Origin of the sequence: Photobacterium arenosum (assembly GCF_014841115.1) — a bacterium.
In the GTDB taxonomy this organism is placed as follows: domain Bacteria; phylum Pseudomonadota; class Gammaproteobacteria; order Enterobacterales; family Vibrionaceae; genus Photobacterium; species Photobacterium arenosum.
In genome coordinates, this window is record NZ_JACYTP010000004.1 from 120,326 (window position 1) to 144,493 (window position 24,168).

Annotated in this window: 22 protein-coding genes and 1 tRNA gene; 13 read left to right on the forward strand and 10 right to left on the reverse strand. The window is 50.4% G+C overall.

Annotation, left to right across the window (positions count from 1 at the left end):
- Positions 1 to 29 precede the first annotated feature (29 nt).
- From pyrI to argF, 3 genes are all read right to left on the reverse strand, one after another.
- On the reverse strand, positions 30 to 494 hold the full coding sequence (pyrI, locus tag IFO68_RS08330; protein ID WP_192015475.1) for an aspartate carbamoyltransferase regulatory subunit: 465 nt from the start codon (positions 492 to 494) through the stop codon (positions 30 to 32).
- A 15-nt stretch (positions 495 to 509) separates the two neighbouring features.
- Entirely contained in the window at positions 510 to 1,439 is a 930-nt protein-coding gene (gene pyrB, locus IFO68_RS08335; RefSeq protein ID WP_027251907.1) for an aspartate carbamoyltransferase, read from the reverse strand.
- Between the two features lie 289 nt (positions 1,440 to 1,728).
- Complete coding sequence (gene argF, locus IFO68_RS08340; protein ID WP_192015476.1) at positions 1,729 to 2,733, reverse strand: ornithine carbamoyltransferase; 1,005 nt, start codon at positions 2,731 to 2,733, stop codon at positions 1,729 to 1,731.
- A gap of 303 nt (positions 2,734 to 3,036) precedes the next feature.
- On the opposite strand from argF, the gene rraB reads away from it, so the two are divergent.
- A complete protein-coding gene (gene rraB, locus IFO68_RS08345; RefSeq protein ID WP_161459565.1) occupies positions 3,037 to 3,417 on the forward strand; it encodes a ribonuclease E inhibitor RraB in 381 nt (126 codons plus the stop codon).
- Between the two features lie 74 nt (positions 3,418 to 3,491).
- Here the strand turns inward: rraB and IFO68_RS08350 are convergent, their stop codons facing one another.
- Both IFO68_RS08350 and IFO68_RS08355 read right to left on the reverse strand, forming a co-directional pair.
- Positions 3,492 to 4,397 (reverse strand): bifunctional helix-turn-helix transcriptional regulator/GNAT family N-acetyltransferase, encoded by a 906-nt coding sequence (locus IFO68_RS08350; RefSeq protein ID WP_192015477.1) that lies wholly within the window; start codon positions 4,395 to 4,397, stop codon positions 3,492 to 3,494.
- A gap of 84 nt (positions 4,398 to 4,481) precedes the next feature.
- A complete protein-coding gene (locus tag IFO68_RS08355; protein ID WP_192015478.1) occupies positions 4,482 to 4,895 on the reverse strand; it encodes a DUF2061 domain-containing protein in 414 nt (137 codons plus the stop codon).
- 280 nt (positions 4,896 to 5,175) lie between these two features.
- Between IFO68_RS08355 and IFO68_RS08360 the strand changes: the two genes are divergently transcribed.
- Together IFO68_RS08360 and IFO68_RS08365 are read left to right on the forward strand one after the other, a co-directional pair.
- Complete coding sequence (locus tag IFO68_RS08360; RefSeq protein ID WP_192015479.1) at positions 5,176 to 6,327, forward strand: YjgN family protein; 1,152 nt, start codon at positions 5,176 to 5,178, stop codon at positions 6,325 to 6,327.
- Entirely contained in the window at positions 6,324 to 7,325 is a 1,002-nt protein-coding gene (locus IFO68_RS08365; protein ID WP_192015480.1) for a M48 family metallopeptidase, read from the forward strand. The genes IFO68_RS08360 and IFO68_RS08365 overlap by 4 nt, the downstream gene beginning before the upstream one ends.
- 100 nt (positions 7,326 to 7,425) lie before the next feature.
- Here the strand turns inward: IFO68_RS08365 and IFO68_RS08370 are convergent, their stop codons facing one another.
- Genes IFO68_RS08370 through pepA form a run of 3 tightly spaced genes read right to left on the reverse strand, consistent with a single transcriptional unit; the run spans position 7,426 to position 12,312 of the window.
- Positions 7,426 to 10,287, reverse strand: coding sequence for a valine--tRNA ligase (locus tag IFO68_RS08370; protein ID WP_192015481.1), 2,862 nt, complete (start codon positions 10,285 to 10,287; stop codon positions 7,426 to 7,428).
- 26 nt (positions 10,288 to 10,313) lie between these two features.
- The gene (locus IFO68_RS08375) at positions 10,314 to 10,754 is read right to left on the reverse strand and encodes a DNA polymerase III subunit chi (protein ID WP_192015482.1); all 441 of its coding nucleotides are present in this window, start codon (positions 10,752 to 10,754) and stop codon (positions 10,314 to 10,316) included.
- A 49-nt stretch (positions 10,755 to 10,803) separates the two neighbouring features.
- Positions 10,804 to 12,312: a leucyl aminopeptidase gene (gene pepA, locus IFO68_RS08380; protein ID WP_192015483.1), complete on the reverse strand. Its 1,509-nt coding sequence runs from the start codon at positions 12,310 to 12,312 to the stop codon at positions 10,804 to 10,806.
- A gap of 193 nt (positions 12,313 to 12,505) precedes the next feature.
- Between pepA and lptF the strand changes: the two genes are divergently transcribed.
- Together lptF and lptG are read left to right on the forward strand one after the other, a co-directional pair.
- Complete coding sequence (gene lptF / locus IFO68_RS08385) at positions 12,506 to 13,606, forward strand: LPS export ABC transporter permease LptF (RefSeq protein WP_192015484.1); 1,101 nt, start codon at positions 12,506 to 12,508, stop codon at positions 13,604 to 13,606.
- A complete protein-coding gene (gene lptG / locus IFO68_RS08390; RefSeq protein WP_192015485.1) occupies positions 13,606 to 14,676 on the forward strand; it encodes an LPS export ABC transporter permease LptG in 1,071 nt (356 codons plus the stop codon). The genes lptF and lptG overlap by 1 nt, the downstream gene beginning before the upstream one ends.
- A 76-nt stretch (positions 14,677 to 14,752) precedes the next feature.
- Here lptG and IFO68_RS08395 read toward each other — a convergent pair whose 3' ends face one another.
- On the reverse strand, positions 14,753 to 15,247 hold the full coding sequence (locus tag IFO68_RS08395) for an RDD family protein (RefSeq protein WP_225445135.1): 495 nt from the start codon (positions 15,245 to 15,247) through the stop codon (positions 14,753 to 14,755).
- Between the two features lie 254 nt (positions 15,248 to 15,501).
- Between IFO68_RS08395 and IFO68_RS08400 the strand changes: the two genes are divergently transcribed.
- Positions 15,502 to 15,588, forward strand: a tRNA-Leu gene (locus IFO68_RS08400).
- Positions 15,589 to 15,742: 154 nt separating this feature from the next.
- On the opposite strand, the gene IFO68_RS08405 is transcribed toward IFO68_RS08400, so the two are convergent.
- Positions 15,743 to 16,342 (reverse strand): TetR/AcrR family transcriptional regulator, encoded by a 600-nt coding sequence (locus tag IFO68_RS08405; protein WP_192015486.1) that lies wholly within the window; start codon positions 16,340 to 16,342, stop codon positions 15,743 to 15,745.
- Between the two features lie 124 nt (positions 16,343 to 16,466).
- Here IFO68_RS08405 and IFO68_RS08410 point away from each other — a divergent pair, with 124 nt between their 5' ends.
- The 7 genes from IFO68_RS08410 to IFO68_RS08440 all read left to right on the forward strand — a co-directional run bounded on the left by IFO68_RS08410 (position 16,467) and on the right by IFO68_RS08440 (position 24,161).
- Positions 16,467 to 17,555 (forward strand): MBL fold metallo-hydrolase, encoded by a 1,089-nt coding sequence (locus tag IFO68_RS08410; RefSeq protein ID WP_192015487.1) that lies wholly within the window; start codon positions 16,467 to 16,469, stop codon positions 17,553 to 17,555.
- A gap of 239 nt (positions 17,556 to 17,794) precedes the next feature.
- Complete coding sequence (locus tag IFO68_RS22135) at positions 17,795 to 18,016, forward strand: hypothetical protein (protein WP_419555439.1); 222 nt, start codon at positions 17,795 to 17,797, stop codon at positions 18,014 to 18,016.
- Positions 18,017 to 18,361: 345 nt separating this feature from the next.
- On the forward strand, positions 18,362 to 20,071 hold the full coding sequence (gene aspT / locus IFO68_RS08420) for an aspartate-alanine antiporter (RefSeq protein ID WP_192015488.1): 1,710 nt from the start codon (positions 18,362 to 18,364) through the stop codon (positions 20,069 to 20,071).
- Positions 20,072 to 20,128: 57 nt separating this feature from the next.
- Entirely contained in the window at positions 20,129 to 21,721 is a 1,593-nt protein-coding gene (locus IFO68_RS08425; RefSeq protein WP_192015489.1) for a bifunctional aspartate transaminase/aspartate 4-decarboxylase, read from the forward strand.
- 290 nt (positions 21,722 to 22,011) lie between these two features.
- A complete protein-coding gene (locus tag IFO68_RS08430; protein WP_419555437.1) occupies positions 22,012 to 22,866 on the forward strand; it encodes a mechanosensitive ion channel family protein in 855 nt (284 codons plus the stop codon).
- Between the two features lie 320 nt (positions 22,867 to 23,186).
- The gene (locus IFO68_RS08435; RefSeq protein ID WP_192015490.1) at positions 23,187 to 23,726 is read left to right on the forward strand and encodes a GNAT family N-acetyltransferase; all 540 of its coding nucleotides are present in this window, start codon (positions 23,187 to 23,189) and stop codon (positions 23,724 to 23,726) included.
- 27 nt (positions 23,727 to 23,753) lie between these two features.
- On the forward strand, positions 23,754 to 24,161 hold the full coding sequence (locus IFO68_RS08440; protein ID WP_336510269.1) for a GFA family protein: 408 nt from the start codon (positions 23,754 to 23,756) through the stop codon (positions 24,159 to 24,161).
- The last annotated feature ends 7 nt before the right edge of the window (positions 24,162 to 24,168 follow it).

A 24,168-nucleotide genomic window follows, 5' to 3' on the forward strand; every position in this document is an offset into this window, starting at 1 on the left:
GCGGTTTTTCAGGCATGAGTGCCGGAATGTCAGTGGTAATCTGTCACTATGTCGCGAGCGAACACTTTTTCACAGTATTTGCACTTCAGGCGGACTTCGTCATGCTTGGTCACCACTTTAAAGCTGCTGTCGACCGGCTCGTTGTGGGTAATGCAGTTTGAATTCGGGCACTTAAAGACAGCGTTGATCTGTGAAGGCAGCGACAGGGTCAGCTTCTTGACCACTTTGTAGTCTTCAATCTGGTTCACTGTCGCCTTGGGGGCGTAGAGCGCCAGCTGGTTAGCCAGCTCCTCATTGAGGAACACATTTTCGATTTTGATCAAATCTTTGGTTCCCTGTGCTGAGGAAGGCAGATTGAGACCAATCGTGACTTTTTCTTCAGCCTGATGCAGTTGGAACAAGCGCAGCACTTTGATACCGACATTGGCAGGGATGTGGTCAATGACAGTACCGTTCTTAATGGCTTCGACCTGAAGTTGGGACTCTTTTGTCATGCGATATTCTCCTGCTTAAATGTCTTGATTGAGCACCAGTGCCAGCAGCGCCTGGCGGGCATAGACGCCATTTTCCGCCTGCTGGAAATAATAAGCGTGCGGGGTTTTGTCTACATCTGTCGTGATTTCATCAACACGTGGCAGCGGGTGCAGTACTTTGAGGTTGTCACGGGCATCGGTCAGCATGTCAGCACTCAGGATATAGGCGGCTTTCATGTGCGCATACTCGGATTCATCAAAGCGCTCTTTTTGTACCCGGGTCATATACAGGACATCCAGCTCAGGGATCACTTCTTCCATCTGGGTGTGCAGGCTGTACGCAATACCGGCCTCATCCAGCTCTTCGCAGATGTAATCCGGCATCGCCAGCGCTTCAGGGGCGATGAAGTAAAAGCGGATGTTATTGAACTTCGACAGCGCCTGAGTCAGCGAGTGCACCGTGCGGCCGTATTTCAGATCGCCGACAAAGGCAACATTGAGGTTGTCCAGGCGGCCTTGCGTTTCGGCAATACTGAATAAATCCAGCAGGGTTTGGGTCGGGTGCTGGTTGGCACCGTCACCGGCATTGATCACCGGCACTTTGCCTGAGAATTCTGATGCCAGACGGGCGGCCCCTTCTTGCGGATGGCGCATCACGAACGCATCCACGTAAGACGTAATGACCTGAACCGAGTCGATCAGCGTCTCGCCTTTTTTCGCCAGTGAGGTATTGCCACCATTATCGAAGCCAATCACGCTGCCGCCTAAACGCTGAATCGCCGTTTCAAAAGAAAGGCGGGTGCGGGTAGATGGCTCAAAGAAACAACTGGCAATCACTTTGTGCTTGAGCAGTTCAGGATTCGGCTGTTTCTTCAGCTGGGCCGCGGTGTCAACGATCAGCTCGAGTTCGCTGCGGCTAAGCTCGGGGATGGAAATAATGTGCTTATGATATAGCGAATTCGCCATGGCGCTTTTCCCTCTTTTAGTCTGGAACGGGTGGCTTTGGGTCTGTCTTGGCTATCGTACAGGCAAAAAAAAGCCCCCTGAGATCAGGAGGCTTTCGGATGACGATCCGGAGTAACAAAAACGGCATGGCACACCGTTAACCGGCGGCGTCGCTGCACAACTGTGATCGCGGATTGGGCCATTTTTGGTACTCGCTAGACAAATTGCGGAGGATTATACCGCCATTTCTCTATGGCGCAAGCGTTTGCCTGCACCGAACCTGACCCTGACGGTTGCGCACATGCCAGTGCTATTGACCTAAAGTCGCTACCATCACGGCTTTAATGGTGTGCATTCGGTTTTCGGCCTGATCGAAGACGATAGAGTGGGCCGACTCGAAGACCTCTTCGGTCACTTCCAGGCCAGACAGACCATACTTTTCAGCCACCTCTTTACCTACTGTGGTTTCATCGTTGTGAAACGCTGGCAGGCAGTGCATAAATTTCACATTGGGATTGCCGGTTGCCTTGAGTGTCGACGCGTTAACCTGGTATGGCAGCATGGTTTTAACCCGTTCGTCCCAGGCCGACTGTGCTTCACCCATTGAAACCCAGACGTCGGTATACAGATAATCACAGCCTTGCACGCCTTCCTGTACCGACTCGGTCAGAGTAATGCGGGCACCTGTCTCACTGGCAATCTCCAGACACTGGGTGACCAGATCCTCTTCCGGCCAGTAGTCTTTGGGGGCAACCAGCCGGATGTCCATTCCCATCTTGGCCGCACCGACCATCAGGGAATTGCCCATGTTGTTACGGGCATCACCCAGATAGGCAAATTTTATGTCCTGTAACTGCTTGCCCGGGCTGTGTTCCTGCATGGTCAGAAAATCGGCCAGAATCTGAGTGGGATGGAATTCATCGGTCAGACCGTTCCAGACCGGCACACCGGCATATTGTCCCAACTCTTCAACCACAGACTGACCGAAACCCCGGTACTGGATACCGTCGTACATACGGCCCAGCACACGCGCCGTGTCTTTCATTGATTCTTTGTGGCCGATCTGGCTGCCGGACGGGCCTAAATAAGATACACGGGCACCTTGATCAAAGGCGGCGACTTCAAAAGCGCAGCGGGTACGGGTTGAGGACTTTTCAAAAATCAGGGCAATGTTCTTACCGCTCAGGCGCGGCTGTTCATAACCGCCGTATTTGGCTTTTTTCAGTTCTGCGGAAAGCGACAACAGGTGCCCGATTTCGCGTGGGGTGAAATCCAGCAGCTTGAGAAAATTCCGGTTGCGCAGATTAAATGCCATATCTCGTCCTCGTGTTCATGACTTCAGCGAACACTGATCGCTGCGTTATGTGTGAAAATTGATGTTTTGTGAATAATTACCCATAAAATATGAAATTATATATACCTGTGTCAATCGCAAAACCCGAGAGAAACGCGGGAAAAATCGTCTGCTGCATCAGAAAGGCGATTGTGCGACTTTCGCTGAACAGAGAATGGGGCGGGAAATCACGACAGAGGATGGAAATTCGCGGGGATCCGTGCCATATTGGCGGCCAATTTTATACATACTAGTGTGGCTGGTGCCCCTATTTGGAGAGACCTTATGTCTTACGCAGAATTGATTGAAGAGCAGAAGGAAGAGACTCGCGAAATCATTGAGTCCCTGCTGGAAGATGGCAGTGATCCGGATGCGCTGTATTCGATTGAACACCATTTTTCTGCTGATACATTTGCTCAGCTGGAAGGTGCCGCTGCTGAAGCCTTCAAGATGGGCTTTGAAGTAATGGATGCCGAAGAGCTGGAGCTGGATGAAGAAGACGGTGGCGGTACAGTCGTTTGCTTCGATGCGGTCATGGAGTCAGCCCTGGACGCTGAGCTGATCGATGAGCAGGTGCTCAAGCTGGTAGAGCTGGCTCAGAAGTACAATATCGATTACGACGGCTGGGGAACTTACTTTGAGTCTGGTGAAGACGACGAAGAGTAATACCATTCAGTGCTCAGGAAAAAAGCTGGCTTGCCAGCTTTTTTCTTACCTGTCGTTTGCTAAACCGCGGATGCTCAGAACCACTTTACCATCCGGATCTCACAGGCGTCGTGGCCTGTGTTGCCCATAGGTTCTTTGGTGTGTTCAAAACCTAACGATGCATACAGCGCGATGGCTTCTGTCAGATTGGCTGTGGTTTCCAGATAGCAGGCCCGGTAGCCCTGTTCACGGGCAAATTGCAGGGCTTTTACCGCGAGCTTACGCGCCAGACCCAAACCGCGTAACTCAGGCAGGAAGTACATCTTCTGCAGCTCGCAGATATTTTCTTCGCCTGCCAGCCTGGCGATACCGCCGCCTCCGAGCACCCGGTGGCGGTGCTCAATAACCCAGTAAGCGTGCCCTTCGGGCTGGTAAACCTCACTCATGCTTTCTAAGGTGGGATCGGCTACGCCATATCCCTTGTCTGCTGTCAGTCCGTATTCAGCAGAGACTTTTCGGATCACGGCCGCAATCGACGCATTGTCCAGTGGCGTCAGCGGACGAATCTCGTAGCTGTGCTGTCTGCCCGCCATCACCATGGCTTTGCGGTACCGCTCCAGACTTTTGCCTAATTGTTCGATTTCATCTGCGTCCATTTGCGCCAGAAAGCCGTCGACTTGCTGATTCAGTCTCTGGTGCAGTTCAGCCAGCCTGGACTGGCCTGCCGCGGTAAGGCTGGCAATCTGGCTGCGTTTGTCATCAGGGTGCGGATGGCTGACGATCAGCCCGCTGTTGCTCAGCACCGCCAGTGTGCGGCTGGCGTTGGATTTATCCACATTGAGCAGGGCGGCCATGTCGTTGACCGTGCAGGGATTCGCCTCCAGTTCAATCAGGGCATGGGCCTGAACCGGGGTGAGATCCATGTTGCCACACTGGTTGTCGAGCATGCCGAGTTGACGCACAAGCTGACGGGATAACTGGCGGAGTGTCTGGGCATCCATGTTGCTTTATCCATATTGTTGTGATTTGCAACTAAATATAATTGCGAGCCACAACTATGTCAACAGAGTACAAGTTAATGCAAATTAATGGATGAGCGACTGATGCTGGCAGGATGAGAAAGCGGCGTGGTGCCGGCGCTGCTCTTTGCGCTGCCAGAAGGTTTCATGTACCAGATAAGCCAGCGTATTGATCGACGGTTCGATCAGTGCCATAACACCGCCTATCATCCAGCTGCCGCTCAGTAAATACGCCACGCTGAAGGCCACACTGAAGTGGATCACCGCAAAACTCAGGGTTTTATTGGCGGGTTTGCCAAAGCGGGACTGTTTCAGCATATGCCATTGCCAGGCTTTCTCGTGAAAATAAAAAGCCACAGTGTTGACCATAGGCTCAATCATGGCGATCAGGCTGCCGAGGATCACATCACCCGTCAGCAAATAGGCGATGCTGAAGGCAACGGTAAAGTGGATAGCAGCAAAGCTGAGTGTCTTTTTCATGGTAAAACCCTCTGTAGATGTTCTCAGTATGGGCGTGACCAGGTAATCAGTAAAAGCGTTTGATTCTATCCAATCAATAGTTAAATTCTATGATTTGATATTAATAAACATGAATAATGACTTATCGTCGCTTTATGATTGGGAGCGCTGTTTCAGAACCAAACAGTGCGCAAAAACTTTATGCTGTTGGTTGCATTTGGTTGGTTTATATTGAAGATATACTTTTCCAGCAATGAGGCTGGATTGTTCACATTTTTTGCGAAGACTTAGGATAAAAACAATGGAAAACAAGGTTAGGTTTCACGGCCAGGGGGGCGAATTTTTCGGTATCTGGATCGTGAATATTCTGCTCTCTGTCGTCACTCTTGGGATTTATTCTGCCTGGGCGAAAGTCCGCACCAAGAAATATTTTTACGGTAACACTGAGCTGGCGGGAGATAGGTTTGATTATCATGCCACACCGAAACAGATCCTGATTGGCCGTGTTATTGCCTCTGTCTGTGTGCTGGTGTGGTTTACCGCCAGCCATTTCATGCCGCTTTTCGCCCTGTTTCTGATGCTGGCCTTTTTTGGCATTTATCCATTGCTGGCCCGCAATAATGCCCGCTTTGATGCCCGCATGAGCAGCTACCGCAATGTGCGTTTTAACTTTAACGGCTCGGTGAAAGGGGCGTATTGGGCCATGTTGGGATGTGGTTTGGTTTCCATGATTCCGCTGGTGATCCTGTTTGTGATCACTGCCATGGTATTTGATAAATCGCTGTTAGTCGGCGCGCTGTTTGCGTTACTGGCTGTTGCCGCTTATATCTATGTATTTGCTAATATCACGGCCACCATCACCCGCTATTTTGCCAATGGTTACCAGTATGGTGACCGTCAGTTTAGCGCTGAGATAGGGACAGGTTTCTTCGTGAAAACCACAGCGCTGGCGTCTTTGCTCGGATTAGGGCTGTTTGTGGCGCTGATCGGCGTGTTTGTGCTGGTGGCTGGCGTGGGGGCGGTGTCATCCATTGCCAGCGGGCAATTGGATAACCTGCAAGGCGGTTCGCTCTGGCCTTTCCTGGCAATATTTATCGTTTATATAGGTATGTTGCTGGTGATGGTTGCCGTATCGGCATTTGTGAAAGCCCGCACCCGCAATTACACCTTTGCTCAGCTGAAAGCGGCCGGTGAGCCAGAGTATGGCTTTTCCTCTTCACTGAGAACGCCAGCTTTTGTCTGGCTGATTGTGTCGAATATCCTGATGCAACTGCTGACACTGGGACTGGCCCGTCCCTGGGCCATGGTGCGTACTCAGCGTTACCTGGCCGATAACACGGCTGTCATCGGTGATTTGTCTCTGCTTAACGTGACGGGCGAAGCCTTCGAGGGCGGTGCGGCCATTGCCGACGAAGTGGCTCAGGCCTTTGATGTCGGAGTAGGAATTGGATGATCATCAAAGGCTTCTGCCACCCGCCGCTCAGTTCTGAGCGGCGGGAAGCTGAGCTGGACTGCGGTCAGACGGGTCAGGTGACATTGCGCTGCGGCGAGCATATTGTCATGGCTGCCGTGGCCGAGCTGAAGATATCGCCGCCTTTGGGATCTTTGCCTGCCAGCATTGATTTTGCGGATGGCTGGCAGTTTAAAGCTGCTCAGGAGAATGAGCTGGCTGACTGGGTTCGCCACAACGCGGTTCAGCCTCAGCGCTGGGTACACAGGCTGGAGCGAAACTGGCTGGCGATAGCGGCCAGCGCGGCGCTGGTGGCCGTATTGTGTCTGGGCGCTTATCGTTACGGTATTCCGGCCGCCAGTCATATGCTCACGCGTCTGCTGCCGCAAGCCGTGCCTGTGTATCTGGGTGAGCATGTCCTGGAGACGCTGGACGATCATATGCTGGCACCTTCTCAGCTTGATGCCCAGGAACAGTGGCAAATACAGGACAGGTTTGCCTTATTACAGGATAACCTGCCGCCGTTACCTTTTGAGCTGAAGATAGTGTTTCGATCCTGGCCGCATGGCCCGAATGCCTTTGCCCTGAGCGATGGCACAGTGATCGTGCTGGACTCACTGGTGGAAATGGCCACCACACCCGCCGAGCTGGACAGTATTTTGTTGCATGAAGTCGGGCATGTGTATCATCAGCATGTGATGGAGTCTGTGGTGCAATCGGCGCTGATTTCTGTGGCCACCGCACTGATTGTCGGTGACAGCTCTGGGATGGCGGATATGCTGACCAGCACAGGCGTATTTGTTGCTTCCAGCGGATACTCGCGGGATGCCGAGCGCGAAGCGGATCAGTTTGCGGCCGAGCAGATGCGGAAAAACTATGGCACCACAGAACCGATGGCCGCCATGTTCAACCGTTTTATGGAACACTATGGCGACAGCGATTTACCTGAGTGGCTACAAAGTCACCCTGAGCTGGAGCAACGGGTTCAGGCCTTGAAATAGTATCCATCCGATTCAGGCCGGAGATTCGGTTTAAAATTGTGGCATAAAAAAGCGACCGATATCGGTCGCTTTTTTTTTTGTCTGAAGCAATGGACATCGCTTACAGCGCTGCGATGGTCGCTTTCTGCTCTTCCAGTTTGATCAGGGTTTCTTTGTAACCTTCCAGCTTCTCGCGCTCTTTGGCCACCACGGCTTCCGGGGCTTTCGCCACGAAACCTTCATTGCCCAGTTTGCCCGCGATGCGTTTGATTTCGCCCTGTGTCTTGGCCATTTCTTTGTCCAGACGCGCCAGCTCGGCGTCTTTGTCGATCAGGCCAGCCATCGGGATCATCAGGGTAGACTTGCCGACCAGTGCCGTGGCACAGGCTGGGGTTGCTTCGCCGTCTGCCAGCACCTGCAGGCTGTCCAGCTTCGCCAGCGCAACCAGTACGGCCTGATTTTGCTGCAGGCGGGCCGCGTCTTTGTCATCAGCGGCTTTGAGCATCACATTCAAACCTTTACTTGGTGCGATGTCGTACTCGGCGCGCAGGTTACGGATGCTGGTGATGAATTGCTTCACCCACTCGATGTCAGCCAGTGCGTCCGCATTGAAGTTTGCGTCATCATACTGAGGCAGCGCCTGAGTCATGATGGTGTCGCCTTCTACGCCTTTCACCAGTGGTTTCACGCTCTGCCAGATGGTTTCCGTGATGTACGGGATCACCGGATGGGCCAGACGCAGAGTCTTCTCCAGCACAGTGATCAGAGTACGGCGGGTCGCACGTTGCTGGGCTTCGCTGCCTTTCCACAGCACTGGCTTGGTCAGCTCCAGATACCAGTCACAGAACTGGTTCCAGATGAACTCGTAGATCGTGTTGGCAGCCATGTCCAGACGGAAGTTTTCAATGTGGGCATTGAACTCTTTCGCGGCCAGCTCGAACTGCGACTCGATCCACTTGTCAGCCAGTGAGTATTCCAGCTCGGCACCGTCGGCAAAACCGCAATCCTGATCTTCGGTGTTCATCAGCACGTAGCGGCTGGCGTTCCACAGCTTGTTACAGAAGTTACGGTAACCTTCCAGGCGTTTCATGTCCCAGTTGATGTCACGGCCGGTGGACGCCATGGCGGCCAGGGTGAAACGCAGGGCATCGGTGCCGTAAGGTTCAATGCCGTTTTCGAACGTCTTGCGGGTATTCTTCTCGATCTTCGCCGCCAGCTGTGGCTGCATCATGTTGCCGGTACGTTTCTGTACCAGAGACTCCAGATCAATACCGTCGATCATGTCGATCGGGTCCAGCACGTTACCTTTCGATTTCGACATTTTGTCGCCGTTCTCATCACGGATCAGACCGGTGACATAAACGGTTTTGAACGGTACCTGGGCTTTGCCGTCTTCGTCTTTACAGAAGTGCATGGTCATCATGATCATGCGGGCAACCCAGAAGAAGATGATGTCGAAACCTGTCACCAGCACATCTGACGGGTGGAAGACTTTCAGATCGTCCGTCTGCTCCGGCCAGCCCTGGGTGCCGAAGGTCCACAGGGCAGAGGAGAACCAGGTGTCCAGCACGTCATTGTCTTGTTTCAGCACCACGACAGGGGCCAGGCTGTACTTCTCACGTACTTCTTCTTCGGTGCGGCCCACATAGACCTTACCGTCGTTGTCGTACCAGGCCGGGATGCGGTGACCCCACCACAGCTGACGGGAAATACACCAGTCCTGTACGTCGCGCATCCAGGAGAAGTACATGTTCTCGTACTGCTTAGGTACGAATTTGATATCGCCGTCTTCAACCGCTTTCACCGCCGGTGCAGCCAGCGGGGCAGTGCGCACGTACCACTGGTCGGTCAGCATGGGTTCGATCACCACGCCACCACGGTCGCCGTAAGGGACGGTCAGGTCGTGATCTTTGACTTCATCCAGCAGACCCAGCTGATCGAACTCGGCCACGATGGCTTTACGCGCTTCGAATCGTTCCATGCCCTGGTAGGCAGCCGGAAGGTCGGTGCTGTAAGCATCTGTGGGTTCGCCATTACTGTTAAAGACTTCAGCTTCGTTGCGGATGTTGGCATCGAAGGTCAGGATGTTGATCATCGGCAGGCTGTGGCGTTTACCGACTTCGTAGTCGTTGAAATCGTGCGCCGGGGTGATTTTTACACAACCCGTGCCTTTTTCCATGTCGGCGTGTTCGTCACCGACAATAGGGATGCGACGATTAATGATTGGCAGCAGAATGTGCTGGCCGATCAGATCTTTGTAACGTGGATCTTCAGGGTTAACTGCAACGCCTGAATCACCCAGCATGGTTTCAGGACGGGTGGTAGCAACCACAATGTAGTCTTTACCGTCTGCGGTTTTGACACCGTCGGCCAGCGGGTAGCGGAAGTGCCACATGTGGCCTTTCTTGTCTTTGTTCTCGACTTCCAGATCCGAAATGGCGGTGTGCAGCTTAGGATCCCAGTTTACCAGGCGCTTGCCACGGTAAATCAGATCGTCTTCATACAGACGCACGAAGACTTCACGCACGGCGTTAGACAGCCCTTCGTCCATAGTGAAGCGTTCGCGATCCCAGTCAACAGAAGCACCCAGGCGGCGCAGCTGTTTGGTGATGGTGCCGCCGGATTCGCCTTTCCATTCCCAGATCTTGTCGATGAAGGCATCACGACCGTAATCGTGCTTGGTTTTGCCTTCTTCTGCTGCGATCTTACGCTCCACAACCATTTGAGTCGCGATACCAGCGTGGTCAGTACCGACCTGCCACAGGGTGTTTTTGCCTTTCATGCGCTCACAGCGGATCAGGGTATCCATGATGGAATCCTGGAACGCGTGGCCCATGTGCAGGCTGCCCGTGACGTTTGGCGGTGGGATCATGATGCTGTAGGCATCTTTCGTCGTGTCACCGTGAGGCTTGAAGTAACCTGCCTCTTCCCAGCGCTTATACAGCGCTTGTTCAATCGATTGTGGGTTGTATGTCTTTTCCATAGCGCTCTTGATGGATCTAGGTGGAATTAGGGCGATTCAGGCGCAGGTGTGGTCTGCAATTGAATGCCTGCCAACCGGTACGCTTTATAGCGTTCGCGGGCCTGCTGCTTGAGTTTTTCATCGCAAGGCACGAAGTCTACCACTTGTGCAAAGGTCACGGCAAAATTTGGTGCATCCTGACTGAGATTGATCAGTATTGCCCGGCGACCGCTGTGTCGCAGGCCGGGCCAGCCGATTTCAACCGGAGAACCCTGTCTGGGGCCTTCTCCAATCAGGTTGTGGGGCACGAAGTTGTCGGGATCTTGCTGCCAGAGGTATTCGTCCAGCCATTCGGCCTGCTCACGGGTTTCCGCCAGCAGGAACACAGACTGGCCTTGCTGATACCACCATGCTGCTTGCTGACCGGCCAGTTTCAGCCTCGCCTCAGGTTCGGCGTCGTCAATGATATAAAAGGTAGCATGGCTCATAATGTCTTATCCGAAAAAAGGGGCCGGCTGGCCCCTCTGTCGATGATGGTTAATCGAGGTTTTCCAGCCCGGCCCGGTTGAGCAGGAACTGGACCAGCAAAGGTACCGGACGTCCGGTGGCGCCTTTGTTTTTACCGCCTGTCCAGGCGGTCCCTGCGATGTCGAGGTGCGCCCAGTTATATTTCTTGGTGAAGCGCGACAGGAAGCACCCTGCGGTAATTGTGCCAGCGCCCGGTGTACCTATGTTGGCCAGATCCGCAAACGGGCTGGCCAGCTGTTCATGGTATTCATCGTTCATTGGCAGGCGCCATGCGCGGTCGCCGGCCTGCTCAGAGGCGTTGACCAGCTCATGCGCCAGCGGGTTATGGTTAGCCATCAGACCGCTGATGTGATTGCCCAGGGCCACTACGCAGGCGCCGGTCAGAGTGGCGACGTCAATCACGCACTCAGGCTCAAAGCGCTCAACGTAAGTCAGTGCGTCACACAATACCAGGCGGCCTTCGGCATCGGTATTGAGCACTTCCACGGTTTGCCCTGACATAGTGGTCAGGATGTCACCCGGACGGTAGGCATTGCCGCCCGGCATGTTTTCACAGCCTGCCAGCACGCCTATCACATTGATGGGCAGATTCAGTTTCGCCAGTGAACGCATGGCACCGAATACGGTAGCCGCGCCACACATGTCGTATTTCATCTCGTCCATGTTGGCTGACGGCTTGATGGAAATACCGCCTGAGTCAAACGTCAGACCTTTACCGACCAGCACCAGCGGCTTGGCATTAGGATCAGGGTGACCTTTGTACTCAATGATCGACATCATGGCTTCATTTTTCGAGCCCTGGCCCACGGCCAGATACGAGGTCATGCCCAGCTCTTTCATTTCCTGCTCGCCAATGATTTTGGTGCTGACGGTGTCGAAGTCGTCTGCCAGCCGGCGGGCCTGAGAGGCCAGGTAGGCCGGATTCGCCACGTTAGGCGGCATATTGCCCAGATCTTTCGCTGCGCGGACACCTGAAGCGATCGCCAGACCATGGCTGATAGCACGTTCACCCAGTGACAGCTCGCGGCGTGTCGGGACATTGAAAACCAGCTTGCGCAGCGGGCGGCGGGTTTCCGGCTTGGTGCTCTTGAACTGGTTAAAGGTGTAGAGGCTGTCTTTGGTGGTCTCAACCGCCTGACGGACTTTCCAGTAAGTATCACGGCCTTTAACGTGCAGTTCAGTCAGGAAGCAGACGGCTTCCATTGACCCGGTTTCATTCAGCGTGCTAATAGTTTGCTTAATAATTTGTTTGTACTGGCGTTCATCCAGCTCGCGCTCTTTACCACAGCCAACGAGTAAAACGCGCTCGGAAAGAACGTTCGGGACATGGTGAAGCAACAGCATCTGGCCAGGCTTTCCTTCCAGATCACCACGACGCAGCAGGGAACTTATGTAACCCTCGCTGATCTTATCCAGTTGTTCAGCAATTGGAGAGAGGCGGCGTGGTTCAAAGACGCCAACGACGATACAGGCACTGCGCTGTTTCTCGGGGCTACCACTTTTTACACTGAACTCCATGCGTACTCCTACATCCTATAAAGACAATTAGGGCTAAATGTTAGATAATACCGCACTTACTTGTTGGTTCTTGAATTCAGGTTAAGATCAAAGTGCAGGCTGACAGTTAGCCGAAAGATAAAAAAATAACTGATTTACCGGAAAATTATAGTGATTCCAGCAAAAAAACAAGTTTTCTATGGGTATATAACGCGTGATTATTGTTCGTTATTTGACACGTGAGACAATCAAGAGCCAGGTAGCGGTCCTTTTTGTATTGTTTCTTATCTTTATCAGTCAGAAGTTTATCCGCATTCTGGCTGATGCGACAGACGGATCCATTCCTGGTGATCTGGTGCTGACTCTGATGGGGCTTTATATGCCCTCAATGGCGATGCTGATGCTGCCGTTGAGTTTATATATTGGGATCCTGCTCACTTTCGGACGATTATATGCCGAAAGTGAAATCACGGTAATGAATGCAACCGGTATCGGGAACACCTTCCTGATCCGGGCGGCATTGTGGCTGGCGATTATCACAGGGGCCATTGCGGCGTTCAATGCGCTGTGGCTGGCTCCCTGGAGTGCCGAAAAAGAAACTCAGGTCATGGAGAAAGTGGAAGCAGACTCAGGTCTGGATCTGCTGGTGAAAGGCCAGTTTCAGGGCGCGCCGGATGGCCGTGGCGTGGTGTTCGTCGATGATATTTCTGACAAGGGCAGCAAGCTGCACCGGGTATTCGTCGCACAGCCGACCGCCAGTGACACATTGCGTCCCAGTGTGATGTTTGCCAACAGCGGTACTGTGGATGTACTCAAAGATGGCCGCCAGGTTCTCGATCTGCAGGATGGCGTCCGCTATGAGGGACTGCCGACCCGTTTGGACTATTCCATCACGGCTTTTGATAATTATCAGGCGGTGATTGGCCAGCGTGCAGTCAAAGAAAAAGATCGTGACTGGGATGCATTGCCAACCCTGGCCCTGATGCAGCGGCCAGAACTGGCGGCCCAGGCCGAATTCCAGTGGCGGATGTCCCTGGTGATCTGTATCCCGCTGCTGACCATGGTGGTGGTGCCTTTATCGGCAGTGAATCCGCGGCAGGGGCGCTTTGCCAAACTGGTGCCTGCGGTGCTGATCTATCTTTGTTATTTCCTGGCGATCAGCGCGGCGAAATCGGCGGTGGAAGATGGTGGGCTGCCGGTCGGTGTCGGATTGTGGAGTATTAATATTGTCATGCTGTTAGTGGCGATTGGGCTCAACAGCTGGGACTCGCTGCCAATGCGACAATTCAGAGACAAATTCCGGAGACGCGGCTGATGTTTAAAATTCTCGACTGGTACATTGGCCGTACCATTATTGCCACTTCTGCTCTGACGCTGTCGACCCTGGTGGGTCTGTCAGCCATCATCAAATACGTGGAACAGCTGCGTAAAGTGGGCGACGGGACGTACGATTTATGGAAAGCATTACTCTTTGTGCTGCTCAGCGCACCACGTGATATCGAAATGTTCTTCCCAATGGCTGTATTGCTGGGAGCGCTGATAGGTCTGGGCACACTGGCGTCCAGTTCAGAGCTGGTGGTTATGCAGGCGGCAGGCTTCTCTAAGCTGGATATCGGCCTGTCGGTGCTGAAAACCGCTGTGCCACTGATGTTGCTGGTGATGGTGCTGGGGCAGTGGGGAGCCCCGGAAGCGCAGAAAGCAGCGCGGGAATTACGTGCGATCTGGACTTCTGGCGGTAATGTGTTTTCGGTACAGCGCGGGGTCTGGGCCAAAGATGATAACGACTTTATTTACATTGGCCGAATTCATGAACAAACCAATCTTAACGCGATAAACATCTGGGAATTTGATGAAAAAGACGCGCTGAAAGACAGTTTGTTTGCCCGCTCTGCGACTTTTCTCGACGGAAAAGGCTGGGAGCTGAAAGATGTCACTGTGACCCACATTGGCGAAGAAAAGCAGGAAAATACCCATTTCGACACCAAAATCTGGCAGACCAGTCTGACCCCGGATAAGCTGGCCGTGGTCACAGTCAAGCCGGAAGAACTGGCACTTTCAGGTGTATACGATTATGTGCAGTATTTAAAAGACACCAAGCAGGATGCCTCCCGCTATGAGCTGGCATTCTGGCGTAAAGCCCTGCAGCCGTTCTCAATAGCCGTCATGATGCTGCTGGCTCTGTCTTTCGTTTTCGGGCCGTTACGTTCCGTAACTATGGGTGCACGGGTACTGTCCGGGGTGATCTTCGGGTTTGCTTTCTACATTTCTAATGAAGTGTTCGGCCCGCTGAGTATGGTGTACCGTTTGCACCCTGTTATAGGTGCGTTGGGGCCAAGTCTGGTTTTCCTCTTTATTACCCTCTATCTGCTCCGACGCAAACTCTGAGTCTGATGACAGGCTCCGATGACAGATAGACAAAAGGCGCCGTTCAGGCGCCTTTTTTGTACGTTCGATCTGCCGATCAGTTGGGTTTTGGCAGCAGCACCATTTCACATTCTGCCATTAAATCCTGCAGCGATTGTTTGGTGTGGCTGAAAGGCACCAGCAAATTGCCCAGGCCAAAGGCCGATGTCGCCATGCGGATAAGGGCTTGGGTAAAACGGATATTTGAACCATCGGCATTTTGAATTCGCAGCTTCCAGGCGCGCATTCCCAGTGTCTGGCCAGCCTTGCACCAGAAATAGCCAAAGAAGGCGACTATGGTGGCACCCAGATACACAGAGTATATCGGCGCAGCAACCGGATGCCGGGTGAGATATTCACTGGCATCAGCATAGTTGCCCAGGCTCAGTGCGCCGCTGCTGAGCAGCAGAGCAATAATGGCCATGGCAAGACCGCCTGCCAGCATCAGTACCGCTGCGACGACCAGAGCGTCATAAATCCAGGCCCCGATCCGGCGAAATAGCCCCGGATATTGTTTGGTTTGCGTCATGTCCTTTTTCACTGTTGTTGTCATGGTTCCACCAGAAAGAGTAAAGAGGGCAGGCAAACCTACCTGCCCTAAAAAAACTGCGGCACAGTGTAGCAATAGTTCCGGGCTCAGGGTACTCAAGTCGCGAGTTACCGTGCCATTGCACCTCATAGTGTCGACTGGATTGGTAACATTATGCATGGGAAAAAGCCGCAGTGATGAAAAATACAGCAAACGGTGTATCACTCTTCATAAAGTTGCTTGCACATCAACACCGTATACGTATAATGACCGCCATTGCCCGGGTGGCGAAATTGGTAGACGCAGCGGATTCAAAATCCGCCGGTGGTAACACTGTGCCGGTTCAAGTCCGGCCCCGGGCACCAACTTCAACGACAAAGCCTCGACGAAAGTCGGGGCTTTGTCGTTTCTGCCGCTCAAAAACTTACGCTCGCTTTTTTCTTGTCATCAACCTGCGAGAGGCGAGCTTAAGCCTTTTTATCCTCATTCAATTGTGCATGAAAATGTCAGTGGCGGGATTTAGTGTACAGAGCCATACCTTGCCACAAACATCTTCACTGTTTCTTCGATCACGCTTTGCTCGTCGGCATTCTCTAGTGCGCTGAACCCATAGAGTTTCGGGTAAAACGTAAAGGCTTTCAGCTGGTAGACAAACTGCCGCGCTGCGAAGTCGCAATCTTCCACCATCAGCACACCGGCTGAATTGGCATCCTGTAAAAATTGCACCAGCGCAGCCATACAGCCGATGTCTGTATTATCAAGCGACTGCATCAGTTCGGGTTGCTGCAACATTTGCATAAAGGCAATTTTGGCGATGCGTAACAGCTGCGGTGAGGTCAGTAGGGCGACCTCCTGCCCGGCAATTTCTGTCAGCTGCTCTGCAATGTCCCGACTGGCATCAAAGGGTTTGTCCACTCCCTGGCTCAACTGCTCAAACATGCGTGCCAGGATAGCTTCAAACAGTACCTGCTTGGTGGCGAAGTGGTTATACACGGTGCGCTTTGAGACGCCGGCCTCACTAGAGACCTGATCCATACTTGTCTGTTCGACTCCCTGCTGATGAAACAGGGTTTCAGCGGCGTCCAGAATCGCCAGCCTCTTTTTCTCTGATAACGTCATGCCAGTCCTCACTATTCACCCCGGCATTGTAGCCAAACGCAAAAAAACTTGCACTACAGAGTTTACTTTTCTTTGTTTGAGTGTAAAACTACACCGTATAGTTTACTTCATTGGGTGGGGAAACATGCGTATCTGTCGATGGGCATTAACCTGTGCCGTGGGTATAGCAGTCGGAGTGATGATCGTGAATAACAACTTATCTGCCGAGATGACGGAAACCGCCGCTCAGTCTGAGCGCTTTTATGAAGGGACCTTTCATAATGCCGAACACCGCGAGCAGCCGGGCTTGATGAAGACACTGGGTATCCTGACTCGCTATATCACAGAGAAGCGGGTGGATGTATCGCCCAGCAGTGCAGTACCTGTCCAGGCGTTGAGCAGAGGGCAGTTGGATGCGCTGAGCACAGATGCCATTCATGTCGTTAAATTAGGCCACTCTTCCATCTTACTCAAAGTGAAGAGTGAGTACTGGCTGCTTGATCCTGTGTTTTCTGAGCGCGCCTCGCCTTTTTCTTTTTTAGGGCCTAAGCGCTTTCATCCTGCGCCTATCAGCATAGATGCATTGCCGCCTATAGATAAAGTGCTGATTTCTCATAATCATTATGACCATTTAGATAAAGCGGCGATAAAACAACTGGCCGCGAAAACCTCGCAGTTTCTGGTGCCTCTGGGGGTGGAAGGTGATTTGAAAGACTGGGGCGTTGATGAAGCGAAAATCCTGACATTTGGCTGGTGGCAGGAACACCAGAGCAGGGATGCCATGATAGCGTTTACGCCGACCCAGCATTTTTCAGGACGCGGACTGACGGACGCGAATCAGACCTTATGGGGATCATGGGTGATCAAAACGGAGGACACCGGTTTGTATTTCAGTGGCGATTCCGGTTATTTCGACGGTTTTAAGGCCATCGGGCACAAATACGGCCCTTTTGATCTGACTATGATCGAAACCGGCGCTTATGATAAAGACTGGGCCAGCGTGCATATGACGCCGGAAGAATCGGCACAGGCCCACCTGGACTTACAGGGCAACATCATGATGCCCATCCACAACGGGACTTTTGATCTGGCGTTTCATGCCTGGTACGAACCGTTGGAACGTATCCGCTCGGTCTCCAAAGAGCGCGGTATCACTCTCACAACCCCTGTATTTGGCCAGCCAATGGCGCTGACACAACTTCCTGTCACCACAGCCTGGTGGCGGGAGATCTGAGCCGTCAGAATTGAGCCCCGGATATAATGAAGCCCCTGCTTGTAAGAGCCGGGGCTTTTTACTTCATTGCAGGCCATTAACCTGTAGCGTTGGGGAAGAAATAAATACTGCATCTTGCTGATAAATGAATTGATTAGAGCGCTACAGTGCGCAAAATCTGAATCTCAGAAGGCATATTTATACAGATATCAGAGCCGGGCAGAAGAAAGCACACGCTTAAAATCTATGAAAAAGGCCCGATACTACCTTGCTGGTTTATTCCTGTCGCAGAGGAGAAGGGGTTTAACCTCGATATTGGCAACTGGGTGCTGAGGCAGGCAGTGTCAGATATTCATAGATTAAATGGCGAGCTGGGCACACAGCTGGCAGTGCCTATCAATATTTCCAGACGTCAGTTACAGGCTGAACATCTATATTCCTTGACTGATTATGATGACGAACACTCTGCAGGTCTCATTTAAATGACAAATTTAATATTTATATTCACTCATTTTGTACAGGTAAATTAACCAGAGGAAAAACTTCACATAGAGCATGTTTTATAAATATCAAATATTTATTTCGACATGTTTCACACTTTAACTTAATCCTTTTCTTTAGTGTGAGTGTTATTTTATTTTCGTTTTTATTCCCTTTAAAAACAATACGATATGTGTGTTTTTGCTGTGCGGGTGAAGCGGTTTCATTATCAGGTTTTCTTGACGAATATGTACTCGGGTATACACTCAATGAGTTCCCTGATTGAGCGATGGTTTTGTATTTAGCTTGGGAGCGAAATACGAAAGGATGTTTAATTGGAGTAAAAGATGGACTTAATTCACAATCTCTTCACCTCAACACCTCTTATTGCTTTATTTGTTACACTCGCTCTTGGTTATCTTGTTGGGAAAATATCAATAGGAAAGTTTGTATTAGGCGGCGTTGCTGGCACGCTTCTTATGGGGGTTCTGGTTGGTCAGTTTGGTGTCGAAATCGATGGCGATGTGAAAAGTGTTTTCTTTGCTTTATTCATTTATGCCGTGGGATTTCAGGGGGGACCACAATTTTTCAAAGCAATCAACTTTCGTACGGTCAATATATTGCTTTCTGCAGTAGTCATGACTTTAAGCGGATTGCTCGTTGTGCTCTGTACCGCGTGGCTATTTGATTTAGATCGTGGAACAGCGGCTGGCCTGGCTGCTGGCGGACTCACACAATCAGCCATTATTGGTACTGCCGGTGATGCAATAGCTAAGCTTCCTGGTATTTCTTCAGATGTTGTTCATACAATGCAAACCAATGTTGCTGTTGGGTATGCAGTCACATATATTTTTGGCTCTCTTGGACCTATTTTGATGGTTTCTATTATTCCGGCCATTATGGGATGGAATATTCGTCAGGAGGCACTGAAGTTAGCTGAAAAACAAAGCTCAGGAAAACCTGAGTTAGAACCTGGTCAGTTCAATGCATTAACGTTTTTGGTGTCGAGGGCCTATAAAGTGACGCCTGAGTCGTCCGTTTACGGTAGGACGATCTCTGATATTAATAACGATTTGCTAGATACAGCGATAGAGTTGGTTGAACGCGATGGGGAAACAATCAATCTGGATCAACTGAAAACGCTTAATGAAGGCGATATCGTCACTGTGACTGGACGACGTGATGCTATTAGCTCAGAGCAGCTTACATTTGGTCAAGAAATCAGCCTACCTGCCGATCAGGTTTTGGTCGAGGAAGACAGAGAACTTATTATTCAAGACCCAAGCTTAATCGGAAAAACGCTGCAGGAAATTAAACAAAATATCAATCGTGATGAATATCGTGGTGTCTACATTACTCATTATAAACGGGGTGGAGAAGCTGTTGAAATTACACCTGACTTGATAGTGAGAAAAAATGATGTGATCCAGCTCACTGGGGCACCCAAAGATATTAACCGTATTGAAAGTCGTATCGGTCGCCGTTTGGGGTCTGCATTTGTCACTGATTTTGTACTATTTGGTTCCGGTATGGTGCTTGGATTTCTTATCGGAATGATCCACTTTAAAATTGCAGGTATTCCCGTCACTATTGGATCGGGTGCCGGTTGTCTTGTCTCTGGGCTTATTGTTGGGTGGCTTCACAGTCGTCGCCCCAGTAATGCCTCTTTCCCGCTAGGAGCGTCAAATTTTGTTCGTGATATTGGCCTTGCTATATTTGTTGGAATTGTCGGTTTGGAGGCTGGTCCTCAGGCAGTAGAAACCATCAAGGAACATGGTATGGCACTGCTGTTCATGGGGGTCGGGGTTACCATTATTCCGCAGATTATCGGATTTTTGATTTCTTACTATATTTTGAGAATTAAAAATCCGGTTGAAGTGTTGGGTTGTCTAACGGGCGGACGAAGTGCAAATCCAGGTTTTGCTGCATTGCTTGAAAAAACAGAAAATGCGACTCCTGTTTTTACCTTCACTGTTACCTATGCTGTCGCCAATGTGCTTTTAACACTTTGGGGGCCGATTATTGTCGGTGTTATATCCGTAAATGCAGGTATGTGATGTTTATTTGATAGTGATTAATACACCTGATCAATGCATTGAAAAAGGAAAAGTATCATGACTGATAACAACATTTCACAGTTCGAAAACTTAAGTCCATTTGAGTTAAAAGACAAGCTTATTGATGCGGCAAAGTCTGTTCCTGATCGCCTGCTTCTTGATGCAGGGCGTGGTAATCCCAATTTTCTAGCGACACTTCCCCGTAGGGCTTTTCTGCGATTAGGAGATTTTGCCATAGAAGAGGCTGAGCGAGCTTATTCGTATCTGGATGCGGGCTTTGGTGGTATCCCTAATGGGCAAGGAATGGTGGAACGCTTTGATACATTTGCGCGTGATAACAGTAACACGGTAGGTATCAGTTTCCTGCAACGGGCCATGAGCTATGCACAAGATCGATTGGGTATTAATAAACAAGACTTTTTACATGAATTCGTATTAGCTTTTCTGGGGTGTAATTATCCTGTACCTCCTCGGATGCTGACGCATGCCGAAACAATAGTGAAAGAATATATCTGTCGCGAAATGTATGGCTCAATGCCGCTGTCTCAGGATTTTGACCTGTTTGCCACGGAAGGGGGGACGGCATCTATGACATACTCCTTCCATACATTATTTACGAATGGCTTATTGGCAAAAGGCGATAAAATCGCACTGATGACGCCAATATTCACCCCTTATCTAGAAATTCCTGAACTAGAAGAATATGAACTTGACGTTGTTGAAGTTCGCCTAAATGAAGAAACCTGGCAATTAGATGACAGCGAAGTTGACAAACTGGCAGATCCTGCTATTAAACTTCTGTGTGTCGTGAATCCGGCTAACCCTGCTTCAGTCCGACTATCAAATGAGTCTCTGGACAAAATTGCACGTTTAGTTGAAAACAAAAGACAGGATCTGTTTATTATTACAGACGATGTGTATGGCACTTTTTCCGATGACTTTATCTCATTGTTTGCTAAATGCTCATATAACACTATGTGCGTTTATTCGTTTTCAAAATATTTTGGCGCGACTGGATGGCGACTGGGTACCACTGCGATTCATCATAAAAATGTATTTGATGATGCGATTCAATCTTTACCTGAGAGTAAGCTAAAGTCTTTGGATCAACGTTATCAAACACTCCTTCCTAATCCAAGAGAGCTTCGTTTTATTGATCGTATGGTTGCCGATAGCCGAAATGTAGCTCTTAACCATACGGCTGGGCTTTCATTGCCTCAACAAGTTCAAATGGCATTGTTTTCCCTATCATGCCTGATGGATTCTGCAGAGGTTTACAAATCAGCTTGTAAGCGAATTATTCGTGAACGCTATAATACGCTTTATAAAAATATTGGTGTGATACCTGAACATTCAGATGAAAGTGTCGACTACTATACCTTACTGGATTTGGATATTTTAGGTGTCAAAATGTATGGCCAGGAGTTTGTCGACTGGTTTAAAACTAACAATAAAGGTAAGGGATTTCTCTTCCGACTGGCAGAGCAAACTGGCGTGATTCTGCTACCCGGAAAAGGTTTTGATGTTATTCATGGTTCTGCTCGTGTTTCATTGGCTAACTTGACTCATTATGAGTATGAGTTGATTGGTCGTGAAACCCGGAAAGTTCTTGATGAATATTACACAGATTATTTAGAAAGCAAAAAGTAGATTTATACGATCTGTATAAACAATCTTCTGGACAGGATAGCGATTTCATCAATCTTGTTAGCGATAAAAAAGCAGCGAAAGATATCATATCTTTCGCTGCTTTTGTCTGATCACATCACTATAGACTCAATAATCTGCTTTACAACCTCACTGACTATGGGCGAGACTTCTCCCTGTAAGTTTTATGGTCAATGTTTTGTGCTGTTTGCTACTGTGCAGGGCGCGATAATCTGCTAACAGGTTGAATGCTAACTATGTGGGATCCTTTATTGGAAAAAATTGAGCTGGTCATGATGTACTTTTTGACCCACAAACTCTTGCTCAGTCTGTGTGTCATACTGCTGGTGATCGTGATCCGTCGTGTCACCATCACGCGGATCCGTGGCGAGGTTAATTTTCTCAGTGAAGATCAGCGAAAATGGATCTCGCGCACCAAAAATGGTGCTTTTACCTTATTGCTGCTGACCCTTTTTCTATTATGGGAATCGGAAATCAGCAAGTTTGCCCTGTCGCTGACCGCCATTGCAGTGGCCCTGGTGGTGGCATCGAAAGAAATCATTCTCTGTATTACCGGCTCCCTGCAGCGTGCCAGTTCCCGTTCGTTCCGAATTGGTGACTGGATTGAAGTGGGACCAGTTTACGGCGAGGTTATCGAGCATAATCTGATGGCTACTGTGATTCAGGAAATTGCCCTGCAGCAAGGCCAGTACCATTACACGGGCAAAACCATTACTTTGCCGAACAGTATGTTTTTTACCGTGGCGGTAAAAAACCTGAATTTCATGAAACGCTATGTTTATCATGTGTTTACTGTCACAGTGAAAGAAACGGTGAACCTCTATCCTATGGTTCCTGTTCTGTTGGATAAAATTGACGAACATATCGCCGACTTTATCGATATAGCCAGACGCTATAACCATATGATTGAGCGCCATGCCGGGGTCGATTTACCGGGTTCAGATCCGCATATTTATATCACCACGACCGCCACGGGTGAGCAGCAGGTGCACTTTAAGCTGTTTTGTCCGACAGTGCAGGCAGCCGAACTGGAGGCGAGAATCCGGGAAGACTTTATGACCCTGTACTGTGAACAATACCTGCCTGTTGCCGCCAAGGCTGTCGAGCTGGAATACCAGTCGGCCTGACCCGCGCTGCATGAATTACAAAATCAATCGCAAAAAAGCAGCGCCCTGAGGCGCTGCTTGGCTTTTGCACAAACTGATTTTCATTGAACACAACACAGTTCGGGTGGTGAATGATCACCACTGTGATTGAAGCAAGTTGCAGGCCAGCATGCGTTCAGTTTCAAGTCTTTGAAAGTTAGAGCACTAAAATGGCTCTACTTGGGTTTTCGGTCTGGCAATTGCATTTTGCAGTTGCTTCTTGCAACCCCACTCAGAATTTGCAATTTGAAAAGGCACAAGGCATTGTGCTACCGGATGTATAAGTATTAAGGATGACACGTATGTTCAGTCAGATCGTTGATCAGGATATCGAACTGGTTCTGGTGCAGCCCTCTTTCGCTGCCCGTTATGTCGAGCTGGTGAATGCGCATTTTGATTATCTGGCCCAGTGGCTGGCCTGGCCGCCACACTGTAATACCGAGGCGGATTTCACCGATTTTATCCGTCGCTCCCTGCATGATTACGCAGAGGGGAAATCCATGGTGTGCGGTATTTTTTACCGGGGACAACTGGTTGGCAACTGCAGCTTTAATACTTTAGATCACAGCCTGAAAACGGCCGATATCGGTTACTGGCTGGCGGCTGATTTTCAAGGGCAGGGCATTATTACCCGGGTATGCCGTCATCTTTTCCGCCTGGCGTTTGACCACTTTGCTATGGAGAAAGTGGTGATTTCAGCCGCGGTTGACAATACGGCGAGCAGAGCGGTCGCAGAACGCCTGGGCATGACGCTGGAAGGGGTGATCACCCGCAGTGAGAACCTCAACGGCCGTATTCTTGATCATGCTATTTATGCACTCCATCGTGATTCAGAACATTAATGATTGTAAGGAGAGATAATGAGTGAAGTGACTTACCCTATTCACGGGGCCTGCCAGTGTGGCGGCGTGACCTACACATTGCTCGCACCGCCGGCCATGGTTGTGGCCTGCCACTGCAAAGAATGCCAGAAGCTCTCGACCAGTGCGTTCAGTATTACCGCTATGGTGGATGCCAAAGATGTGGTTTTTAAAGGCGTGATGGCTGACTGGTCTCGTCCTGCTGACAGCGGTAATACCAGCGCCGCGAAATTTTGCCCGACCTGCGGCAACCGTATTTATCATTTTAATCCCAAGCAGCCTGACGCCATTAAACTGAAACCCAGTAACCTGAGTGACACCCGCGTGATTCAGCCGACTGCTCATGTCTGGGTCAGTGAAAAACAGGACTGGGTTTCCATTCCGGCTGGCGTGAAGCAATTTGCCAGGCAGCCGTAAATCCAGC

Bases quoted from the DNA above. Each gene is read 5' to 3' on its own strand.
- pyrI (WP_192015475.1), bottom strand. From the start codon at position 494: ATGACAAAAGAGTCCCAACTTCAGGTCGAAGCCATTAAGAACGGTACT.
- pyrB (WP_027251907.1), bottom strand. From the start codon at position 1,439: ATGGCGAATTCGCTATATCATAAGCACATTATTTCCATCCCCGAGCTT.
- argF (WP_192015476.1), bottom strand. From the start codon at position 2,733: ATGGCATTTAATCTGCGCAACCGGAATTTTCTCAAGCTGCTGGATTTC.
- rraB (WP_161459565.1), top strand. From the start codon at position 3,037: ATGTCTTACGCAGAATTGATTGAAGAGCAGAAGGAAGAGACTCGCGAA.
- IFO68_RS08350 (WP_192015477.1), bottom strand. From the start codon at position 4,397: ATGGATGCCCAGACACTCCGCCAGTTATCCCGTCAGCTTGTGCGTCAA.
- IFO68_RS08355 (WP_192015478.1), bottom strand. From the start codon at position 4,895: ATGAAAAAGACACTCAGCTTTGCTGCTATCCACTTTACCGTTGCCTTC.
- IFO68_RS08360 (WP_192015479.1), top strand. From the start codon at position 5,176: ATGGAAAACAAGGTTAGGTTTCACGGCCAGGGGGGCGAATTTTTCGGT.
- IFO68_RS08365 (WP_192015480.1), top strand. From the start codon at position 6,324: ATGATCATCAAAGGCTTCTGCCACCCGCCGCTCAGTTCTGAGCGGCGG.
- IFO68_RS08370 (WP_192015481.1), bottom strand. From the start codon at position 10,287: ATGGAAAAGACATACAACCCACAATCGATTGAACAAGCGCTGTATAAG.
- IFO68_RS08375 (WP_192015482.1), bottom strand. From the start codon at position 10,754: ATGAGCCATGCTACCTTTTATATCATTGACGACGCCGAACCTGAGGCG.
- pepA (WP_192015483.1), bottom strand. From the start codon at position 12,312: ATGGAGTTCAGTGTAAAAAGTGGTAGCCCCGAGAAACAGCGCAGTGCC.
- lptG (WP_192015485.1), top strand. From the start codon at position 13,606: ATGTTTAAAATTCTCGACTGGTACATTGGCCGTACCATTATTGCCACT.
- IFO68_RS08395 (WP_225445135.1), bottom strand. From the start codon at position 15,247: ATGACAACAACAGTGAAAAAGGACATGACGCAAACCAAACAATATCCG.
- IFO68_RS08405 (WP_192015486.1), bottom strand. From the start codon at position 16,342: ATGACGTTATCAGAGAAAAAGAGGCTGGCGATTCTGGACGCCGCTGAA.
- IFO68_RS08410 (WP_192015487.1), top strand. From the start codon at position 16,467: ATGCGTATCTGTCGATGGGCATTAACCTGTGCCGTGGGTATAGCAGTC.
- aspT (WP_192015488.1), top strand. From the start codon at position 18,362: ATGGACTTAATTCACAATCTCTTCACCTCAACACCTCTTATTGCTTTA.
- IFO68_RS08425 (WP_192015489.1), top strand. From the start codon at position 20,129: ATGACTGATAACAACATTTCACAGTTCGAAAACTTAAGTCCATTTGAG.
- IFO68_RS08430 (WP_419555437.1), top strand. From the start codon at position 22,012: ATGATGTACTTTTTGACCCACAAACTCTTGCTCAGTCTGTGTGTCATA.
- IFO68_RS08435 (WP_192015490.1), top strand. From the start codon at position 23,187: ATGTTCAGTCAGATCGTTGATCAGGATATCGAACTGGTTCTGGTGCAG.